Raw genomic sequence first — 19,577 nt, forward strand, 5'->3', positions numbered from 1 at the left:
AGGGGGCTGCGGCGTATCATCCATTTATGCGTGTTGTCCTCCTCATCCTGCTGATCGCCCTGGCGCCCCTGCGCGGCATGGCCAATGAGCTGATGGCTACCCGCATGGCCACCACCCTGGCGATGAGCGTGAGCGCCCCGGCAGCTGCCGGCGACACGCATGCAGGTGGGCACCACTGCGAAGAGATGGCGCAAGCGCCACACCACGCTGGGCAGCCTGCCACTACCGTCGCCACGCACGACGGGTGCGAGAACTGCTCGCTCTGCCAGATGTGCGCTTCAGCAGCCTTGCCTGCCGAACTGCGCGTAGCCTTGCCGGTGTTCGGCCCGCAGATGCAGGTACCGACCCGCACCGACCACTTTGCCAGCGCCTTGCCGGCTTTGGCCGAAAAACCACCCATTTCCTGATTCCAAGGCCCGTAGTGGGTCTGTAGTCCGCCCTTCACTGCCTTGCGCAGCATAGGGGCGGGGTGTTTACACCTTGAATCAGGAAACCATCCATGTACTTTTCGCTTCCGCTTTTGCGGTCCGCCGGCGCCTTTGGCACGGGGCTCGCTTCGGTGCTTTTATTCGCACTCTGGTTGGCCGCCCCCGCGCACGCCCAGCCCAGCGCACCAGCGCTCACCGAGCCAGCGCGCACCCTGCAGGCCAGTGACGCCGCCAGCCCCGTGCCCGCGCTGCCCTACCGCTCTGTGTTTGCCGACCTGCCCAAGAGCGTTGAAGAAGGCAGCACCGACTGGAAAGCCGCCAACAAGGCGGTGGCCCAGTTCCCGCGCGGTCACATCGACCTGCTGCAGTGGGAAAAAGCCCAAGCTGCGAAGCCGAAGGAGCAGCCATGAAGCGCGTCTTCTTGCCCTTGCGCGCGGTGCCCTTGGCACTCTCTGTTTCTCTCGCACTGCTGCTCTCCCCTGCCCATGCCGCCCTGCCCGATGGCGGTGTGCAAAGCCTGCAAGTGGAAGTGCAGACCCGGCTGAGCGGCCTGCTGGGCCCGTCGGCCGCGCCATTGCGCATCGCCAGCCCGAGCTATGCAGGCGACTATGAGCTGACCAAGCTGCTTCAAGCCCCGGTGGATGGACCTGCTGCCATGCGCATCGCCCTGCTCCACAACCCTGAGCTGCAGATAGCGCTGGGTGCGGAGGGCAGCAGCATCACCGACATGCAAAGCACCGGATTTCCGGCCCGGCTGCGCGCCCGCGACGAAGCCACCCGCCTGGCCCTGCGCGCCTACAAGGCCTGGGTGAACGCGGTGGCCGCTGAACGCAGCGCCCAGCTGCTGCGCGAGGCCAAGACCACGGCCGAAACCGCTGACGAGCTCACCCGCCGCATGGTGCGCGCCGGCAATGTGAGCCGCCTGACCCAAGCCCAAAGCCAAGCCACGCTGTCAGATGCGGCAGTGGCGCTGGCACGGGGCGAGCAAGCAGCATTTGCCGCGCGCGAGCAGCTCATCCGGGTGCTGGGGCTGTGGGGTGCGCAAACCCAGTTCACATTGGCTAGTGCCCTGCCCACATTACCCGCCAGCCCCACAGACATCACCGATCTGGAAGCCCGCGCCCTGGCCGCCCGCAGCAGCTTGCAAGCCGAGCGCCTGAGTTGGCAGCGCAAACAAGCTACTCACGTGCCGTCCAATGTGGACGAGCGCTGGGACGCCTCGGGCGACGCGGCCAAAGTGCGCGCGCAAGCGGTGCTGGTGCGCAGCGAGGCGCGCGAAGCGGCCTTCAACCTGCGCACCCAGTGGGACATTGCCCACCACCTGCAAACCGAGGTGGTGCCGCTGCGCCAGTTCATCCACGACGAGCTGACCCTGCGCTACAACGGCATGCTAACCAGCGTGTTTGAGGTGATGGCCGACAGCCGCACCCGCACGCTCAGCAGCCTGGCCGCTGCGGAAGCGCTGCGCGACTACTGGCTGGCGTTTGCCGATGTGCAGGCGGTGCTGGCCGGTGTGTCGCCCGAAGGCACCGCCCCCGCGCGCACCGGTGCCGCAGCCGGCGCCGATGCCAAACCTGCGCATTGAGCGCTCCGCCCCCATTCAAGGATCTGTATGAACCGACGTAACTTTTTCAACGGTGCAGCCGCCACCGCTATGGGTGCGGTAGCCGCCGCCTCGGTGAGCCGCGTGGCCATGGCCGCCTTGCCCGAACCGGTGCTGCAAACATCACCCGCCACCATGCCGCCCCTGGTGCCCGGTACCGGCCGGCCCTACAACCCGGTGGTCACCCTCAACGGTTGGACCCTGCCCTGGCGCATGAACCAGGGCGTGAAGGAATTCCATCTGGTGGCCGAACCCGTAGTGCGCGAAATGGCGCCCGGCTTCAAAGCCAATATGTGGGGCTACAACGGCCAGAGCCCCGGCCCCACCATCGAGGTGGTGGAGGGCGACCGGGTGCGCGTGTTTGTGACCAACAAACTGCCCGAGCACACCAGCGTGCACTGGCACGGCCAGCGCCTGCCCAACGGCATGGACGGCGTGTCGGGCCTGAACCAGGCGCCCATTCCGGTGGGCAAGACCTTTGTGTACGAGTTTGTGGCCCGCCGCCCCGGCACCTTTATGTACCACCCGCATGCCGACGAGATGACGCAAATGGCCATGGGCATGATGGGCTTCTGGGTGACGCACCCCAAAACTAAAAATCCACTGATCAGCGAGGTAGACCGCGACTTTTGCTTTCTGCTCAATGCCTACGACATCGACCCCGGCAGCATGACGCCCAAGACCATGACCATGCTGGACTTCAACCTCTGGAGCTGGAACAGCCGCATCTTCCCCGGCATCGACACACTGAACGTGCGCAAGATGGACAAGGTGCGCATCCGCGTGGGCAACCTCACCATGACAAACCATCCCATCCACCTGCACGGCCACGAATTCATGGTGACCGGTAGCGACGGCGGGCCCTGGCCATTGGCCGCGCGGGTGCCCGAAATCACCACCGACATCGCGGTGGGGCAGATGCGGCAGTTTGAGTTTGTGGCCGATGAAGAAGGCGACTGGGCCTTCCACTGCCACAAGAGCCACCACACCATGAACGCTATGGGCCACAACGTGCCCAACATGATCGGCGTGGACCACCGCGGGCTGGTAGGCAAGCTGCAGCGTGCCATGCCCGACTACATGGTGATGGGCGAGCGCGGCATGGCCGACATGGGCGAGATGGAAATGGCCCTGCCCGACAACACCGCCCCCATGATGACGGGCAGCGGCCCTTATGGCGGGGTGGAGATGGGCGGCATGTTCAGCATCCTCAAAGTGCGCAAAGACCAGAAGCCGGGGGATTACAAAGACCCGGGCTGGTACCAGCAGCCCCCCGGCACCCGCGCCTTTGAGTGGACCGGCGCAATGCCCGAGCCCGCACGCTTTCAGGCCGAAGGCAAGGGAAGCATGCCGCTGGCCCAGCCGCCCCACCACGACACCCAGGTCCAGGTGCGCAAGCCCATGGGCACCATGAACCACTGAGCCTTTTTCACTTCAAACAGCGAATAAACATCATGAAAAATACTATTAAATTCATAGCTGCTTGCGCACTATTGGCGAGCGCTACCGGCACTTTTGCCGCTGGAAGCCATGCCGGAGGCCACGGTACCGAGGCCATTGGCAAGCCCGGTGTCGCCGCCAAGGTGAGCCGCACGGTGCAAATCGATATGAGCGACGCCATGCGCTTCACGCCCTCCACCGTGACGGTGCGCAAAGGCGAGACGGTGCGCTTTGTCGTCAAAAACTCCGGGCAGCTGAAACACGAGTTCAACCTCGGCACCGAGATGGACCTGAAAGCGCATTACGAAATGATGAAGAAGTTCCCCGAGATGGAACACGACGAACCCAACATCGCCAGCGTGGCGCCCGGCAAAACGGGCGAAGTGATCTGGCAGTTCACCAAAGCGGGCACTGTGAACTTTGCCTGCCTGCACCCCGGCCACTACGAGGCCGGCATGAAAGGCGCTGTGCAAGTGGGAGCTGCCAAATGATGACGACACGCCGCACTCTAGTGACGTCCCTGGGCGCCCTGCTGGCTGCACCTGTGTGGGCTGCCAAGCCAACGGCAACCCCCATGGAGGTCTGGAAAGACCCCAACTGCGGCTGCTGCAAAGACTGGGTGAAACACCTGGAGCAAGCCGGCTTTGCCGTGCGGGTGTATGACACGGGCAACGAAGCCAAACGCGCCGCCCTCGGCATGCCGCAGGCCTTGGGCTCTTGCCACACCGGCGTGGTCGGTGGCTATGCCATTGAGGGCCATGTGCCGGCCAAAGACATCCAACGTCTGTTGCGCGAAAAGCCGAAGGCCCTGGGCCTGTCAGTGCCCGGCATGCCCATCGGCTCACCGGGAATGGACGGCGCGATCTACAAGGGCCGCAAAGACCCGTTCGATGTTTTGCTGGTGGCCGCGAATGGCAGCAGCACCGTGTTCCAGAGTTACCGCTGAAAGGACTGCACCATGACTTTCTCTCAACTGGCACACCGGGCCGGAATCACCCTTGCCGCGCTGGTGTGCGCAGCGTCTGTGTTTGCCCAAGAAACCGCCGGGCTGGCCCAGGGCGAGATCCGCAAGATCGACAAGGCGACTGCCAAAATTACCATCAAGCATGGCGACATACCCTCCATAGCGATGCCGCCCATGACCATGGTGTTTGGCGTCAAAGACGCGGCGTGGCTAGAGAACGCCAAGGCGGGTGACAAAATCCGCTTCGATGCCGTTCTGGAGGGCGGCAAGTACATCGTCACCCGCCTCGAAGCCGACCGATAAACCCCATGAAGCATCTGCTGCTCCGCCTCACCCCCCGTGGCATCAGCGCCGCCTTGCTGGCGGCTCTGCTCTTCGGGGCCGGCACGCCACTGGCCAAATGGCTGATGGGCGATGTGCAGCCCTGGATGCTGGCGGGCTTGCTCTACCTGGGCTCCGGGCTGGGCTTGGGCCTGTTCCGCAGGCTCCGTGGTGCGGCACCGGTGCAGCTCGCTCCCGGCGAGTGGCGGTGGCTGCTGGGTGCGATTGCCAGCGGGGGCGTGGTGGGCCCGGTGTTGCTGATGGTGGGCTTGAGCGGCATGCCGGCGTCAGGCGCCTCTTTGCTGCTCAATGCTGAAGGTGTGTTCACCGCCGTGCTTGCGTGGGTGGCTTTCCGCGAGAACGTGGACCGGCGCATTGCACTCGGCATGGCCGCCATTGCCGCCGGTGCGCTGGTGCTGAGCTGGCCCTCGCAGCACGGGTTTCCGGGTGTATGGCCTGCGCTGTGCATTCTGGGTGCCTGCTTGGCCTGGGCGCTGGACAACAACCTCACGCGCAAAGTGTCGCTGCACGACGCGAGCTGGATTGCCTGCGTCAAAGGCTTGGTGGCCGGCAGTGTGAACATGTTGCTGGCACTGGCGCTGGGTAACGCCTTGCCACCCTTGCTCGCCTTGGGCGGCGCCATGCTGGTGGGACTGCTGGCCTACGGCGTAAGCCTGGTGCTGTTTGTGGTGGGCCTGCGGGAGCTGGGCACAGCGCGCACCGGTGCGTATTTTTCGCTGGCGCCCTTCTTCGGCGCAGCGCTGGGCTTGGCCACTGGCGAGCCGCTGACCTGGCAGCTCGCAGCGGCGGCTGCGCTCATGGGCTTCGGGCTGTGGCTGCACCTGACCGAGCTCCATGCGCACCCCCATGTGCATGAAGCCTTGGACCACAACCATCCGCACAGCCACGATCTGCACCACCAGCACGATCGCCCCGACCAACCCGGATTGGTGCTCTCCCCCGGCGAGGTGCACACCCATGCGCACCACCACACGCCCATGCGCCATAGCCACCCGCACTACCCGGACGCGCACCACCAACACGCGCATCCGTAGGGGGAGACTTTGCGTTAGGGGCTGCGGTCCGTCATGAGCAGTGCCGCAGCAACCAGCACGGCCACTGCCACACCTGCAAGGGGTAGCACCAAGCCCGCCAGAAAAGGTGTCACCCACACCAGGCTGCGCAAGCCCACGCTGTAGAGCAGGCCGGCGCTGCGCAGGTGGCAGCGTCCGGTGTCCATCCACTGCGTGCGGGGGGTGGAGCCCACCGGCATGGCACACACAAAGCCGGTGTGGTGGTAGTAGCGGATGGACAAGGTGGTGCTCACCAAGGTCAACACCAACAACAGCATGACCGTGATCTCTCCCGCCAATGCGGGCGACAACACGGGGTTGCCGCCGCTTTCCGACAAGGTGCGCAATGCCGGTGCGGCCAGCCCCAGGGCGCCCATGAGCCCGAGTGCCGCGGTAGACGCTGTCATGGTGGCGGTCATGACGGAGTTGCGCAGGGTTTGCACCGCCAATACTTCTGAGCCGGGCTGCGCGGACATGGCGTCCAGCCAGTCCTGCCGCAGCCGGCCGTGGGTGCGCCAAGCAACGGTACGTGCAAGGAGTGCGAGATAGAGCGTGTAGGCCACCATGATGGCGGCCGTGGCGCCCCACGCCCACCAAGCGGGGTGCAAGGTGGCCATGGCTTAGAGCGCGTTGAGCGGAATGCGCAAGTAGGACACCCCGTTGCTGTCGGCGGGAGGCAGGTCACCCGCGCGGATGTTGATTTGCACCGAGGGCAGGATCAGGTTGGGCATGGCCAGGCCGGCATCGCGGGTGGTGCGCATGGCCACGAAGTCCTGCTCGCTCACACCGTCGCGGATATGGATGTTGCCCGCACGTTGCTCACCCACGGTGCTTTCCCACGCAGCCTCCCGGCCGGCTGGCGGGTAGTCGTGGCACATGTAGAGGCGCGTGTCTTCGGGCATGGAGAGCAGGCTGCGCACGCTGCGGTACAGGGTATTGGCATTGCCGCCTGGGAAGTCGCATCGTGCGGTGCCCACGTCGGGCATGAACAAGGTGTCGCCCACAAACACGGCGTCGGGTTCGCTGCCGCCATCCACTTTGAACGCCATACAGGCTGGGGTGTGGCCGGGCACAGCCAAGGCCTGTGCCTGGAGCTCGCCGATGGCAAATGTTTCGTCAGGTGCAAACAGGTAGTCGAACTGGCTGCCATCGGGGTGGAATTCGGGCTCCAGGTTGAAGATGCCTTTGAACACGTTTTGCACGTGGGTGATCGCGGCCCCTATCGCAATGCGGCCGCCCAGGTGCTTGCGCAGGTAGTGCGCTGCCGAGAGGTGGTCGGCATGGGCATGGGTTTCCAGAATCCACTGCACGCTCAAACCCTGCTCTTTGACAAATGCCATCAGCGCATCTGCCGACATGGTGCTGGTGCGGCCAGCCTTGGGGTCATAGTCGAGCACCGAGTCGACGATGGCACATTGGCCGCCGGCATGGTCAAAGACCACATAGCTCACGGTCCAGGTGGCGGGGTCAAAGAAGGCTTTGACTTGGGGGGTAGCAGTGGAAGCGGTCATCGAGAACTCCTTGTAAAGGTCGTTATTTCAATTGCGAAGTAAATAGTTTATTGACTTATATATTGTTTGTCAATAAACTATCGGCATCGAATGTGAAAGGAGCCTCCTCATGATGGCTGACACCGCAACCCCCGCCGCTGCTTTGGATCTGGAGCAACTGCGCCGCTCTGCAGACGCCGCCTGCCGGCTGATGAAAGTGATGTCCAACCCCGACCGATTGCTGCTGCTGTGCCAGCTCAGCCAAGGGGAAAAGCGGGTGGGCGAACTCGAAGAACTTGTGGGCATTGCCCAGCCCACCCTGTCGCAACAGCTGAGCGTGTTGCGGGAAGAAGGCCTGGTCACCACCCGGCGCGAAGGCAAATCCATTTACTACGGCATTGACAGCCCGCAGGCGATGGCCGTCATGGGCGTTCTCTACAACCAGTACTGCGGCGCCCCTCAAGGCGAGTAAGCACTCACAATTTTGAAGGAAATCACACTATGCAAATCGATTGGAACCATTTCACCCCCTGGGCTTCGCTGATCGGGGGCATCCTGCTCGGGCTTGCCGCCAGCCTTTTCATTCTGGTGAACGGGCGCATTCTGGGCATCAGCGGCATTGTGGGCGGCCTGCTCATGCCACGCGGCGGAGATGCCGCCTGGCGCTTGGCGTTTGTGTTGGGTCTGGTCGTCGCACCCGCTGTCTATGCGCTGGCAGGCGGCCCGGTGCCTGCGACTGTGGACGCCGGCTGGCTGACCCTGATCGTGGCCGGCTTGCTGGTAGGCGTAGGCACCCGATACGGTGCTGGCTGCACCAGCGGCCACGGCGTGTGCGGTTTGTCCCGACTCTCGCCACGTTCCTTGGTCGCCACCCTGTCCTTCATGGGCGCAGGCTTTGCCGTCGTATCTGTTGTTCGCCACTTGTTGGCTTGAGCTGAACCCATTGACGTTGAACTTTTGAATCTGGAGCTGCTGTTATGAAAAACGCTTTTCACCACCACCGCCTGGCCGAATTCGGTGTGGGCTTGCTGTTCGGCTTGGGCCTGATCCTGGCCGGCATGACCGACCCGTCCAAGGTTCTGGGCTTTCTGGACCTGGCCGGTTTGTGGGACCCATCGCTGGCCTTCGTCATGGGCGGCGCCATTCTGGTGAGCCTGGGCGCATTCACCCTGGCCAAGAAACGTACAACCAGTTTTCTGGGTGGTGCCATGCAACTGCCCACCAGCCGCGACATCGACAAACGCCTAGTGACCGGTAGCCTGCTTTTCGGCGCGGGCTGGGGCCTGGCCGGCTTCTGCCCCGGCCCTGCGCTCGTATCTGTGGGCACCGGCAACCCCAAGGCCGTTGTGTTTGTGCTGGCCATGCTGGCCGGCATGGCGCTGTTTGAAGTGCTGGAACGTCGCCCCGCTAAACTCGCGCTGAAAGGATAAAACTGCCATGAGCCTGCCCGTACGTTCCGTCACCCCCGAGTTTTATGTCGCCGCACAGTTGGCGCCGGCTGACATGGCCGCCGCCGCCGCCATGGGCTTCAAAACGGTGATAAACAACCGCCCCGATATGGAAGGCGGCGCCGAGCAACCCGCCAGCACCAGCATGCAAGCCGCGGCAGTTGCTGCCGGTTTGAACTATGTGTATCTGCCCGTGGTGGCCGGCTCCATCACCCCCGAGCAAGCCGTCGCCATGAAGCAGGCACTGGACGCTGCCCAACAACCGGTGCTGGCTTTTTGCCGCTCGGGCGCACGTTCGACCCAGCTGTTCATGCTGGCGCAGCAAAGCGCTGCCTGATCCTTCCCCGTCTGTAGAGCACAAACAAAAAGGGCTGCCGGCATTGCCGGCAGCCCTTTTGCTATGTTTTTGCTAGCTGCCAGCGCACATCCGCTGGGCGCTAGCAGTCTTTTTGGCTTAGCGCCCGCCGTTGAACGACAGCGCTTGACCCAAGGCGAATACCGAGTTCGGGGCGGTGGTGCGCACAGGGGCCAAAGGCTTGAGCTTTTGCAACACGCCCTTCTTGGCCACTTTGCGTTCCTTGACCGCAAAGCCCTTGGCACGCTGCTCCTCAGCCAGGCTGCGCAGGGTGATGGTGCGCATGTGCGCCACCACGGTGCTTTGCAGCGCAGCCCACAGGTCGCGGGTCATGTCCTGCGCGCTCTGGGAGGTTTCACGGCTGGACTCTTCCTTCTCTTCGATGGCGCCAATGATGTCGGCCACGGTGATGCTGTCGCCCCGGAAGCCCAGGGAGTAACCGCCGCCGGGGCCGCGGGTGCTCTCTACCAGGCCGTTCTGGCGCAGCTTTGCAAAAACCTGCTCCAGGTAAGACAGCGAAATGCGGTGCCGGAGCGCGATGTCCTGCAGAGGCACCGGCTGGCCGCTTTCGCGCAAAGCCAGGTCGATCATGGCGGTAATGGCAAAACGTCCGCGGGTACTGAGTCGCATACAAGGTCTCCTTTAGTGAACGACTGATAGACCTGAACTGTAGGCATGGTTATGCTTCGCGTAAATTCGAATTTTGTAAATTTTTAATTCGATTTTTTCGTAGTATTTCAGTTTGTATCAGCCGGAGTCCCCATGAACTTCAAGCACCTCCACTACTTTTGGGTCACCGCCAAGGCCGGCGGCATCATGCGCGCGGGTGAACAGTTGCACACCACGCCCCAGACGCTGTCGGGCCAGATCAAGCTGCTGGAAGACTGGCTGGGCCGCAAACTCTTCCAGAAAAGCGGCCGCAATCTGGAGCTCACCGAAGACGGCCGGCTGGCACTGGGCTATGCCGACCAGATCTTTACCCTGGGCGCCGAGCTGGAAAACGCGGTGCGCCTGCCGCGCGGGACCAACCGGGTGCTGGACTTCAAAGTGGGTGTGGCCGATTCGGTGACCAAGTCCCTCGCCTACCGCTTGCTGGAGCCCGCACTGACGCTGGACGAACCGGTGCGCATGATTTGCAGCGAGGGCAAGTTCCCCGACTTACTGGCCAAGCTGGCGCTCAACCAACTGGACCTGGTGATTGCGGATGAGCCCATGTCCAAGCGCATGAGCGTCAAGGCCTTTAACCACGAGCTGGGCAGCACGCCCATGAGCTTCTTTTGCGCACCGGCGCTGCGCAGGACCCTCAAAGGTGATTTCCCCGAGTGTCTGAACGATGCACCGGTACTCATACAGGGCGCTCAGGCATCGGTGCGCCAGCAGTGGGAGGGCTGGCTCAGCCGCCACCAGCTGCACCCGCGCACCATCGGCGAGTTTGACGATGGCGCGCTCATGACCGCTTTCGGCCGCAAAGGGCGCGGCGTATTCATGGCGCCCTCGGTGATGGAGGCGGACATCGTGGAGCAGTTCGGTGTGGAGGTGATCGGCCGCAGCGACGAGCTGGTGGAGGAGTTTTTTGCCGTTTCGGTGGAGCGGCGCATCACCCACCCCTGCGTGGTGGCGATTACCAAAACCGCGCGGGGCCAATTGTTCAGCTGATACTGTTCTGTCACAGCCGCGTGGACAATGCGGCCTCATTCCCCCACTGAAAGACCGCATGTACGACCTGCTCAAACTCCTGCACCTGATTGCCGCCATCGTCTGGATGGGGGGTATGACCTTCATGCTGATCGCCCTGCGCCCTGCCACACTGGCGGTCATGGAGGCCCAACCCCGTGCGGTGCTGATGGCAGCCGTATGGCAGCGCTTTTTTGTGGCGGTACTTATCGCGATCGTGGTGCTGCTGGCGACCGGCGGCTACATGTTCGGCGGCACCATGAAGGCCGCCCGCGAAGCCACCGGCCACGGAGTGGTGCCCTTGGGCTGGACCGTGATGACCGCACTTGGCGGGCTGATGTTTTTGATTTTCGGGCACATCTACTTTGCAGGTTTTGCCAAGTTTCGCCGCGCGGTGGCCGCCGCCCAGTGGCCGGTCGCTGCCAAGGCAGCCGGCCAGATTCACATGCTGGTGGTCACCAACTTTGTGCTCGGCTGGGCTGCGATTGCCGCGGTCAAGTTGTTGGCGTAACTCACTTTTTGACCTAGCGATGCCAGCCCGACTTCACCCCCTCACCCGGCCAACCTTCAAGCACAGCATTCCAGATCTGCGTGGTTTAGCCATTGCACTACTGGCCTGCACTGCAGCACTGGGCGCCCACGCGCAGTCTGAAGGCGAGGGAAAAAGCCTGCCGCTGTGGGAGATGGGCGTGTTTGCCGGCGGAGTCTCCACACCCGCCTACCCCGCATCCGTGGAGCGCAACAACCGCGGACTGGTGCTTCCGGTACTGGTGTACCGCGGCGAGATCTTCCGGGCCGAGCGTGGCAACGTAGGTGCGCGGCTGGTGCACACCGAGGACACCGAGTTCGACATCGGATTCGCCGCCTCACTCCCCGCAAGCTCCAACGACATCGCCGCCCGCCAAGGTATGCCGGACCTCGGCACGCTGGTGGAATTCGGCCCCCGGCTGAAGACTGTGCTGGCCCGGCCCAACGCATACAGCCTGGTGCGCTTTGAGCTGCCGGTGCGCAGCGTGATTGAGGTGCAAGGCGGCCTGCGCAGCCAGGGCCTGGCCGTAGAACCCGAGCTCACATGGGCCACCCGGGTGCCGGGAACTGCGTGGGGCTTGTCTACCAGCGCCAGCCTGATCTTCGGGGATGACCGGCTCAACCGCTACTTTTACGGCGTGCCGGCCGACTTGGCCACCGCCGATCGCCCGGCTTATGAAGCCAAGGCCGGCCTGATAGCGTCGCGCCTCACACTGATGGCTTCCCGCAGCTTGGGGCCCGATGTGCGGGTCTTCGGCTTCATGCGGGCGGAAAGCTATGCCGGCAGTGCCAACGCGGGCAGCCCCCTGTACTTGCGCAGCACCGGTACCTCGGCAGGCTTGGGCTTGAACTGGACGTTGGGCCGCTCGGAGGCCCGGGCACGCTAATAACCAATCTAGGTGGCATGCGCGCCACCTATAGATGATTTAACGCATAAACAAACAACGAAGTATTCGTTGTGGTTTGCACCCGGCATCCCCAAAATCGGGTTTCACCGACTCAACGGTCGCAGCTTCGCGGCCATTTCAATATTTGGAGCCGACATGAATTTCAAACAAAAAACGACCCTGGCGCTCGCCGCACTTGCGCTGACAGCTAGCAATTTGGTAGCAGCCCAGACGACGCTGCTCAATGTGTCTTACGACGTGGCGCGCGAGTTTTACAAAGACATCAACACCGCCTTCATTGCCAACTACAAGAAAACCACCGGCAAAGACATCAAGATCGACCAGAGCCACGCCGGCTCCAGCGCCCAGGCCCGCGCCGTGAACGATGGCCTCGACGCTGACGTGGTCACCATGAACACCACCACCGACGTGGACTTCCTGGCCGGTACCGGTGTGGTGGCCAAGGACTGGGCCAAGAAATTCCCCAGCAACGCAGCGCCTACCAGCTCCACCATGTTGTTCCTGGTGCGCAATGGCAACCCCAAGGGCATTAAGGACTGGGACGACCTGGTCAAGCCCGGCGTGCAGGTGGTTGTGGTCAACCCCAAAACCGGCGGCAATGGCCGCATGGCCTACTTGGCCGCTTGGGGCCAGGTACGCAAGAAGGGCGGCACCGACGCGCAGGCGTTGGACTTTGTATCCAAACTGTACAAAAACGTGCCGGTACTCGCCAAAGGCGGTCGTGACGCAACCACGATCTTCCTGCAACGCAACATCGGCGATGTGCTGATCACCTTCGAATCCGAAGTGGTGTCCGTAGACAAGGAGTTCGGCGCCGGCAAGGTCGATGCCATTCACCCCGGCATTTCCATCGTGGCGGAAAACCCCGTGGCGGTGGTTGAACGCACGGTGGCCAAGAAAGGCACTGCAGAGCAAGCCCGCGCTTACCTGAATTTCCTGTACACCGACGAGGGCCAAGAAATTGCAGCCCAGCATGCTATTCGCCCCAGCAACCCGGCCATCCTGAAGAAGTACGCCAGCACCTTCAAGCCAATCACGCTGTTCCGTGCGGAAGAATTTTTCGGCTCCTTTGCTGAAGCGCAAAAAGTGCACTTCAACGACGGCGGCCAGTTCGACAAGCTCTACACCGTCAAGTAAATGACTGCTGCTGTTCTGCAGGCGCCCGCGGAAAAGCGGGCGCCCAAGCGGGTGTTGCCCGGCTTCCGCCTGACGCTGGGCTACACCCTGTTTTATCTGGCGCTGATCGTACTGTTGCCGCTGTCTGCGCTGATATTCAAAACCTTCACGCTCACGGGTGAACAGTTCTGGGCAGCCGTGGCCAGCCCGCGCGTGGTGGCCTCGTACCAACTGACCTTCGGGGCTTCGTTTTTTGCCGCTCTGGTGAATTCGGTCTTCGGCCTGCTGGTCGCCTGGGTGCTGGTGCGCTACCAGTTCCCCGGCAAGCGCATTGTGGATGCGCTGGTGGATCTGCCCTTCGCCTTGCCCACCGCAGTGGCGGGCATTTCGCTGACCGCGCTACTGGCCGGCAACGGCTGGATCGGCAGCTTGCTGGAACCACATGGCATCCAACTGGCCTTTAACCGCAATGGTGTGGTGATCGCCCTGATCTTTATCGGCCTGCCCTTTGTCGTACGCACTGTGCAACCCGTGCTGGAAGATGCGGAAAAAGAACTTGAAGAAGCCGCCACCTGCCTGGGTGCCACGCGCTGGCAGACCTTCCGGCACGTGATCTTCCCGACCATAGCCCCTGCCCTGCTCACCGGCTTTGCCATGGCCTTCGCCCGTGGTGTGGGTGAGTACGGTTCGGTCATCTTTATTGCCGGCAACATGCCCATGATTTCAGAAATTACTCCGCTCATCATCATCAGCAAGCTGGAGCAATACGACTATGCGGGCGCCACCGCAGTGGCCACCGTCATGCTGCTGGCTTCGTTTGTCATGCTGATGGTGATCAACAGCCTGCAAGCCTGGCAGCGCAAACGTGCGGGAGCCTGACCATGAGTAGCACACGCACTATCCGCCGCGCCAAGGCGGGCACCACCGAACCGGCATGGGTGAAATGGTCGCTCATCGCCGTGGCACTGGGGTTCATTTTCTTGTTTCTGGTCTTGCCGCTGGCTGCCGTGTTCACCGAAGCCTTGCGCAAGGGTGGTGAAGAGTTTCTACTGGCCTTGAAAGAGCCGGACGCCTGGAGCGCCATCCGCCTCACCTTGCTGATCGCCGCCATAGCGGTGCCCATGAACTTGGTGTTCGGCATTGCTGCTGCATGGTGCATTGCCAAGTACGAGTTCAAAGGCAAGGCGTTTTTGACCACCCTGGTGGACCTGCCTTTCTCGGTATCTCCCGTCGTGGCTGGCCTGATCTATGTGCTGATGTTCGGGGCGCACGGCTGGTTCGGCCCGTGGCTGCAGGCGAATGACATCAAGATCGTGTTTGCCGTGCCAGGTATCGTGCTCGCCACCATCTTCGTCACCTTCCCCTTCATCGCCCGCGAGCTGATCCCGCTCATGCAGGCCCAGGGCACGGACGAAGAGCAGGCCGCCCAGGTGCTGGGCGCCAGCGGCTGGCAAACCTTCTGGCATGTGACGCTACCCAACATCAAGTGGGGCCTGATTTATGGCGTCATCTTGTGTAACGCGCGCGCTATGGGTGAGTTCGGGGCGGTGTCGGTGGTGTCGGGGCACATCCGTGGCCAGACCAACACCATGCCGCTGCATGTGGAGATTCTGTACAACGAATACCAATCAGTAGCCGCCTTCGCCATTGCCTCGCTGCTGGCCCTGCTGGCGCTGGTCACCCTGGTCATCAAGTCCTTTGTGGAGTGGAAGTTCGAGCGCGACCAAAAGGCCGCTGCGGACTTGCCCCCTGAAAAACCGCTGGCATAAGCGCCCGCCTTTTTGAGTAAATCATCATGAGCATTGCAATCCGCAACGTCAGCAAAGACTTCGGCACCTTCAAGGCGCTGCAGGACGTGAACCTGGACATTGAGTCCGGCGAACTTGTCGCCCTGCTCGGCCCTTCCGGCTGCGGCAAAACCACGCTGCTGCGCATCATTGCCGGTCTGGAAACCGCTGACCACGGCAACATCCTCTTCAGTGGTGAAGACACCACCGATGTGCACGTACGAGAACGCAACGTCGGCTTTGTGTTCCAGCACTACGCCCTGTTCCGCCACATGACAGTGTTTGACAACGTGGCCTTCGGTCTGCGTATGAAGCCCCGCGCGCTGCGTCCGTCTGAAACCGTCATCAAGCAAAAAGTGCACGAACTACTGGGCTTGGTGCAGCTGGACTGGCTGTCGGACCGCTACCCCGCGCAGCTCTCCGGCGGGCAGCGCCAGCGTATTGCGCTGGCCCGCGCATTGGCCGTAGAGCCCAAAGTGCTGCTGCTGGACGAGCCATTTGGCGCGCTGGATGCCAAGGTCCGCAAGGAACTGCGCCGCTGGCTGCGCCGCCTGCACGATGACTTGCATGTGACCAGTATCTTCGTGACCCACGACCAGGAAGAAGCCCTGGAAGTGGCCGACCGCGTGGTGCTGATGAACAGCGGCAAAGTCGAGCAGATCGGCTCACCGCAGCAGGTGTGGGACCAACCTGCCAGCCCGTTCGTCTACGGATTCCTGGGCGATGTAAACCTGTTCCACGGCCGTGCCCACGAAGGCGAAATGCTGATCGGTGAAGACCACCACGGCGTGCGTCTGGCCAGCCCTGAGCACAGCGAAGCGCAAAATGCCAAAGCCTTTGCCTATGTGCGCCCGCACGACTTGGATGTGCAGCCCTACAAGGCGGGCCAGCCCGCAGGCGGCATCGTCGCCAAGCTGGTGCGCGCCATCGTGGTCGGCCCGATTGCCCGCCTCGAACTGCTGCCCGAAGACCGCAGCGCGGCAGGCAGCGGCGACATCATCGAAGCCCAGATCGGCGCACAGGAATACAAGGCGCTCGAGCTGAAGGATGGCGACACCGTTGTGCTGACACCACGCAAGGCACGGGTTTTTACGGCTTGAGGTGAAATGAAAAGCGCGGGAGCGCTATAAAAATAGGAGCTGCTGGCGCTCATTCCATGAGCGCCAGCAGCCTTTTTAATTGCAATTCCGGTATGCACCGGCAATGACTCAGACTTTGATGAAGTTACTGGCCGACAGAGCGCCGAATGGCAGTTCTGACAAGCGCCCGCCGGTATCGAGGGCCCCAAGGTCTACGGGGAAGTAACCCATGGCATCCAGCATCTGGCGTACAGCGGCTTTAGCAGCTGCATCGTCGCCTGCGTAAAACATGGCGCGTTTTCCACCGGAGACTTCGGGCTGCGCCAGCACGTTCACATCCAGGTGGTTCAGGGCCTTGACTACGCGGGCACCGGGTACGAATTCGCTGAACACATCACTGGATGAGCGGCCGCCGAGGTCGATGGCCTTGATGCCGTAGGCCGCTAGCGGATTGGTCGGGTCTTGGGCGTCTGGCGAGTTGGGGTCCAGAAACTCGACAGGGTTGGTGCCGTCAATCACGATGCGGCCGTTCCATGCCGGCAAGCTGCCCAGCGCCTCGCCCAAGTCCGACCAGCGCACGGCGATCAGCACCATGTCAGCGGCAGCCGCTTCTGCCACGGTGCCCGCTTTGATGCTGGGGCCCAAATCAGCCACGAGTGCAGCCAGCGAGTCCGGGCCACGTCGATTGGAAATGGTGGCCGATAGCCCCTTGTTGGCCAAAGCGCGCGCTACGTTGGAGCCGAGGCCGCCTGATCCGATGATGCCGATGTTCATGATGTTTTCCTTTAAAAGTAACGGGGGGCATTGCGTGTACCAACCCTCATCGCCCCCCGGAGCTGATGGGTCGTGTGAAAAAGAAGGTGTTTGACGCGCTTAACTCAGTCGCCCGGCTTCGCGCAGCTGCTGCCGGATGCGGCGGATTTCGGCCTCTCCCTGGTCCAAGGCTTCCCGGCTGGTGTGCACCGAGTAGTGGCCCATCACCAGATCGTGCGGGTGCGGCACGGCCGAGCCCAGCACCAAACTTGTAGCCTCCGTGGCGAGCACCTCAATGCTGGCGCTTGAGTCGGCGAAGGCCACGAGCTCACCTGCGTCGATGGATTCAGCCGCCTCAAGCCTGCCTGCGGCCACGGCGACCCAAGCAACCGTGTGTCCCACGGGCGGGGTGTACGTCCAGCGCTCGCCTTTGGCAAGGCTTACCGACAAATAGGTCAAGCCCGCAGGTGCTGCAACCGGGCTGCGCGCTAGACAATGGTCGCCCAGCAACACCCGTACCGGGCCGATACGGGGTACCAGCTCCGGTGCCAGGTATTGGCTTTGCGCGGCAGCGTTTTCCAGATCAGCCGGCAGCGCTACCCACAACTGAAAACCCAGGCCAGGCGCTTCGCCCACCGGGCTACCGCTGTGCCACACACCATTGCCAGCGCGCATCCACTCCACGCCACCAGCCGGCAGCAGGCCGGATTGGCCAGTGGTGTCTTCGTAGCGCACATCGCCTTGCGACAGAAAGGTCACAGTAGCAATGCCCGAGTGCGGGTGCATGCCAAAACCCTGGTTGAGCCCGCCGGCTTGGAAGTTCACCAAGTCCAAGAAGATGAACGGCTTGAGCACCTGCCCCAGGTCACTAGGGCTCATAAGCCGGGTGATCGGGCCATGCGTGGTGCCACGAGTGCGGTACACGATGGCGCGGGGGGCAGAAACGGGTGCTGTCATAGGAAAACCTAGCGTGGTTAGATGAATGTCTGTAGCTTAAAAATTCCTTGATTGATTGACTAGATGGCGCAATATGATTGCAGTCATCCAAAATTCGACGTAATGCACCATGACCGACTTGAATGACATCGCCACCTTTGTGCAAGTGGTGCGCTATGGCAGCTTTGCGGAAGCCTCACGCCGCATGGGCATACCGGCTAACACGCTGAGCCGCAGGGTTCAACTGCTGGAGGCACAGCTGGGCATCCGGCTGATGCAGCGCTCTACCCGTCATCTGGCACTGACCAGCGCAGGCGAGGTGTTTCTGGAACGTTGCGGCGGTGCGGTAGACGGCCTGATTGACGCGAGCCAAGAGCTTCAAGCGGTGAATCAGGAGCCCAGTGGGCTGGTCCGCGTGGCAGCGCCGGCTGATTTCTTCGACTTCTTTTCCATGGACTGGCTCACCGAATTCCTGGCCACCTACCCCAAAGTGCGATTGGACTTTGTGCTGAGCGACGGGCGTGCGGACCTGATTGCGGAGCGCATTGATGTGGCGTTTCGAGGCGGCATACTGGAAGACTCTGGCCTCTTTGCCCGCAAGGTGGTGGATGCGGGTACTGACGGCCTGGTGGCGAGCCCGGCCTATATCGCCCAGCGCGGTGCACCGGCGCTACTGCAAGACTTGGAGAAGCATGATTGCCTGGTATTCAGCCACCCCAGTGGCAAAGCGACCTGGCGGGTCACCGAACCGAATGGCACTGAATCTGAGATTCAGGTGACCGGGCGCTTCGGTGGCAACACCGCTCAATCGTTGCGCAAAGCGGCATTGGCCGGACTGGGGATTGCACTGCTGCCGTCGACCTTGACCAAGCGTGACCTGCGTGCCGGCCTGCTGGTGCCCGTGCTGCCCACCTACCACCGGCTGGGACATGGCGTGAGCCTGGTCTACCCCAGCAGGCGCTATCTGCCCTTGGCGGTGTCGCGCTTTATTGAGCTCGTAGTGCAAAAGATGGAAGCCACGGAGGAGCTTCCTGCAGATACCACTACAGCCCGCAGCCCCGCAAGATGAATGAGACCGCGTGCTCGGTGGCACGCTCGTAGTCTTTCTCAGAGAGAGCATCCTGATTCATCACCGCGCAGATCTGCACGTCGAAGTCGGCATAGGTTTGGGTGGCTGCCCAGATGGTGAAGAAGAGGTGCATGCCGTCCACCGGTGCGATTCGCCCGGCGTCTGCCCAGGCATTTACGACGGCCGCTTTTTCGAGAGTGAGTTGACGCAAGTCGGTCGCCAGCAGTTCCTTCACCACCGGCGCACCATGCAGCAGTTCGTTGGCCCACACTTTGGAGCCGTCAGGCCGCTGTGCAGAGAGCTCCATCTTGGCGCGTATGTATTGCTCCAACGCGGTGCGCGGGTCGGCGTCCACGGTGATGCCGTGGGTGGGCACCAGCCAGTCGCTCAGAATTTGGGCCAGTACGGCGCGGTAAAGAACTTCCTTGCTGCCGAAGTAGTAGTGCAGGTTGGCCTTGGGCAGTCCGCTGGCCTCGGCGATGGCGGCCATGGTGGCGCCTCCGAAACCGGCACGCGCAAACACTTTCTCGGCGGCAGACAAAATAAGGGCCTCATTCGCCCTGCGAATGAGGCCCTTGGGAGCTTCGGCAACGTGGGTCATGTCG

At 62.5% G+C, this 19,577-nt stretch carries 26 protein-coding genes; 20 read left to right on the forward strand and 6 right to left on the reverse strand.

Features of this window, described 5'->3' with window-relative positions; genetic code table 11:
- Positions 1 to 26: 26 nt before the first annotated feature.
- From AEP_RS12245 to AEP_RS12280, 8 genes are all read left to right on the forward strand, one after another.
- Positions 27 to 407: a hypothetical protein gene (locus AEP_RS12245; protein ID WP_087495635.1), complete on the forward strand. Its 381-nt coding sequence runs from the start codon at positions 27 to 29 to the stop codon at positions 405 to 407.
- Between the two features lie 92 nt (positions 408 to 499).
- Positions 500 to 838 carry a hypothetical protein gene (locus AEP_RS12250; protein WP_087495636.1) on the forward strand — a complete coding sequence of 113 codons (339 nt, stop codon included), beginning with the start codon at positions 500 to 502 and terminating at the stop codon, positions 836 to 838.
- Positions 835 to 2,013: a TolC family protein gene (locus tag AEP_RS12255; protein ID WP_087495637.1), complete on the forward strand. Its 1,179-nt coding sequence runs from the start codon at positions 835 to 837 to the stop codon at positions 2,011 to 2,013. The genes AEP_RS12250 and AEP_RS12255 overlap by 4 nt, the downstream gene beginning before the upstream one ends.
- Before the next feature lie 27 nt (positions 2,014 to 2,040).
- The gene (locus AEP_RS12260; RefSeq protein ID WP_087495638.1) at positions 2,041 to 3,453 is read left to right on the forward strand and encodes a multicopper oxidase family protein; all 1,413 of its coding nucleotides are present in this window, start codon (positions 2,041 to 2,043) and stop codon (positions 3,451 to 3,453) included.
- A 32-nt stretch (positions 3,454 to 3,485) separates the two neighbouring features.
- On the forward strand, positions 3,486 to 3,962 hold the full coding sequence (locus AEP_RS12265) for a cupredoxin domain-containing protein (RefSeq protein ID WP_087495639.1): 477 nt from the start codon (positions 3,486 to 3,488) through the stop codon (positions 3,960 to 3,962).
- Positions 3,959 to 4,417 (forward strand): DUF411 domain-containing protein, encoded by a 459-nt coding sequence (locus tag AEP_RS12270; RefSeq protein ID WP_442873333.1) that lies wholly within the window; start codon positions 3,959 to 3,961, stop codon positions 4,415 to 4,417. Before AEP_RS12265 ends, AEP_RS12270 begins: the two co-directional genes overlap by 4 nt.
- Positions 4,418 to 4,429: 12 nt before the next feature.
- A complete protein-coding gene (locus tag AEP_RS12275) occupies positions 4,430 to 4,738 on the forward strand; it encodes a copper-binding protein (RefSeq protein WP_087495640.1) in 309 nt (102 codons plus the stop codon).
- 5 nt (positions 4,739 to 4,743) lie between these two features.
- Complete coding sequence (locus tag AEP_RS12280) at positions 4,744 to 5,811, forward strand: DMT family transporter (RefSeq protein WP_087495641.1); 1,068 nt, start codon at positions 4,744 to 4,746, stop codon at positions 5,809 to 5,811.
- 14 nt (positions 5,812 to 5,825) lie between these two features.
- Here AEP_RS12280 and AEP_RS12285 read toward each other — a convergent pair whose 3' ends face one another.
- Together AEP_RS12285 and AEP_RS12290 are read right to left on the reverse strand one after the other, a co-directional pair.
- Entirely contained in the window at positions 5,826 to 6,446 is a 621-nt protein-coding gene (locus AEP_RS12285) for a DUF599 family protein (protein ID WP_087495642.1), read from the reverse strand.
- Between the two features lie 3 nt (positions 6,447 to 6,449).
- A complete protein-coding gene (locus AEP_RS12290) occupies positions 6,450 to 7,340 on the reverse strand; it encodes an MBL fold metallo-hydrolase (protein WP_087495643.1) in 891 nt (296 codons plus the stop codon).
- Between the two features lie 109 nt (positions 7,341 to 7,449).
- Between AEP_RS12290 and AEP_RS12295 the strand changes: the two genes are divergently transcribed.
- The 4 genes from AEP_RS12295 to AEP_RS12310 are packed head-to-tail and all read left to right on the forward strand — an operon-like array spanning position 7,450 to position 9,104.
- On the forward strand, positions 7,450 to 7,791 hold the full coding sequence (locus AEP_RS12295; RefSeq protein WP_232459820.1) for an ArsR/SmtB family transcription factor: 342 nt from the start codon (positions 7,450 to 7,452) through the stop codon (positions 7,789 to 7,791).
- A 29-nt stretch (positions 7,792 to 7,820) separates the two neighbouring features.
- Entirely contained in the window at positions 7,821 to 8,252 is a 432-nt protein-coding gene (locus AEP_RS12300; RefSeq protein ID WP_087495644.1) for a YeeE/YedE family protein, read from the forward strand.
- A 44-nt stretch (positions 8,253 to 8,296) separates the two neighbouring features.
- Entirely contained in the window at positions 8,297 to 8,749 is a 453-nt protein-coding gene (locus AEP_RS12305; protein WP_087495645.1) for a YeeE/YedE family protein, read from the forward strand.
- A gap of 7 nt (positions 8,750 to 8,756) precedes the next feature.
- Positions 8,757 to 9,104, forward strand: coding sequence for a TIGR01244 family sulfur transferase (locus AEP_RS12310; protein WP_087495646.1), 348 nt, complete (start codon positions 8,757 to 8,759; stop codon positions 9,102 to 9,104).
- A gap of 117 nt (positions 9,105 to 9,221) precedes the next feature.
- Here the strand turns inward: AEP_RS12310 and AEP_RS12315 are convergent, their stop codons facing one another.
- Complete coding sequence (locus AEP_RS12315) at positions 9,222 to 9,752, reverse strand: Rrf2 family transcriptional regulator (protein WP_087495647.1); 531 nt, start codon at positions 9,750 to 9,752, stop codon at positions 9,222 to 9,224.
- A 132-nt stretch (positions 9,753 to 9,884) separates the two neighbouring features.
- Between AEP_RS12315 and nhaR the strand changes: the two genes are divergently transcribed.
- From nhaR to AEP_RS12350, 7 genes are all read left to right on the forward strand, one after another.
- Positions 9,885 to 10,778: a transcriptional activator NhaR gene (gene nhaR / locus AEP_RS12320; protein WP_087495648.1), complete on the forward strand. Its 894-nt coding sequence runs from the start codon at positions 9,885 to 9,887 to the stop codon at positions 10,776 to 10,778.
- Positions 10,779 to 10,836: 58 nt separating this feature from the next.
- Complete coding sequence (locus AEP_RS12325) at positions 10,837 to 11,307, forward strand: hypothetical protein (RefSeq protein WP_087495649.1); 471 nt, start codon at positions 10,837 to 10,839, stop codon at positions 11,305 to 11,307.
- A gap of 19 nt (positions 11,308 to 11,326) precedes the next feature.
- Positions 11,327 to 12,211 carry a MipA/OmpV family protein gene (locus tag AEP_RS12330; RefSeq protein ID WP_087495650.1) on the forward strand — a complete coding sequence of 295 codons (885 nt, stop codon included), beginning with the start codon at positions 11,327 to 11,329 and terminating at the stop codon, positions 12,209 to 12,211.
- 156 nt (positions 12,212 to 12,367) lie between these two features.
- Positions 12,368 to 13,369: a sulfate ABC transporter substrate-binding protein gene (locus AEP_RS12335; RefSeq protein ID WP_087495651.1), complete on the forward strand. Its 1,002-nt coding sequence runs from the start codon at positions 12,368 to 12,370 to the stop codon at positions 13,367 to 13,369.
- Positions 13,370 to 14,227, forward strand: a complete 858-nt coding sequence (gene cysT, locus AEP_RS12340) for a sulfate ABC transporter permease subunit CysT (protein WP_087495652.1) — start codon at positions 13,370 to 13,372, stop codon at positions 14,225 to 14,227. It abuts the gene before it with no gap.
- A 2-nt stretch (positions 14,228 to 14,229) separates the two neighbouring features.
- Entirely contained in the window at positions 14,230 to 15,117 is an 888-nt protein-coding gene (gene cysW, locus AEP_RS12345; protein ID WP_198301820.1) for a sulfate ABC transporter permease subunit CysW, read from the forward strand.
- Positions 15,118 to 15,143: 26 nt separating this feature from the next.
- Complete coding sequence (locus AEP_RS12350) at positions 15,144 to 16,235, forward strand: sulfate/molybdate ABC transporter ATP-binding protein (protein ID WP_087495654.1); 1,092 nt, start codon at positions 15,144 to 15,146, stop codon at positions 16,233 to 16,235.
- A gap of 108 nt (positions 16,236 to 16,343) precedes the next feature.
- Here the strand turns inward: AEP_RS12350 and AEP_RS12355 are convergent, their stop codons facing one another.
- Positions 16,344 to 16,988 carry an NADPH-dependent F420 reductase gene (locus AEP_RS12355; RefSeq protein WP_087495655.1) on the reverse strand — a complete coding sequence of 215 codons (645 nt, stop codon included), beginning with the start codon at positions 16,986 to 16,988 and terminating at the stop codon, positions 16,344 to 16,346.
- Between the two features lie 99 nt (positions 16,989 to 17,087).
- Complete coding sequence (locus AEP_RS12360) at positions 17,088 to 17,924, reverse strand: pirin family protein (protein ID WP_087495656.1); 837 nt, start codon at positions 17,922 to 17,924, stop codon at positions 17,088 to 17,090.
- 109 nt (positions 17,925 to 18,033) lie between these two features.
- Between AEP_RS12360 and AEP_RS12365 the strand changes: the two genes are divergently transcribed.
- Positions 18,034 to 18,972, forward strand: a complete 939-nt coding sequence (locus AEP_RS12365; RefSeq protein WP_087495657.1) for a LysR family transcriptional regulator — start codon at positions 18,034 to 18,036, stop codon at positions 18,970 to 18,972.
- Here AEP_RS12365 and AEP_RS12370 read toward each other — a convergent pair.
- Positions 18,947 to 19,573: a TetR/AcrR family transcriptional regulator gene (locus AEP_RS12370; protein ID WP_087495658.1), complete on the reverse strand. Its 627-nt coding sequence runs from the start codon at positions 19,571 to 19,573 to the stop codon at positions 18,947 to 18,949. The genes AEP_RS12365 and AEP_RS12370 overlap by 26 nt on opposite strands.
- Positions 19,574 to 19,577: the final 4 nt, after the last annotated feature.

Origin of the sequence: Curvibacter sp. AEP1-3, from assembly GCF_002163715.1 — a bacterium.
Lineage (GTDB): Bacteria > Pseudomonadota > Gammaproteobacteria > Burkholderiales > Burkholderiaceae_C > Allorhodoferax.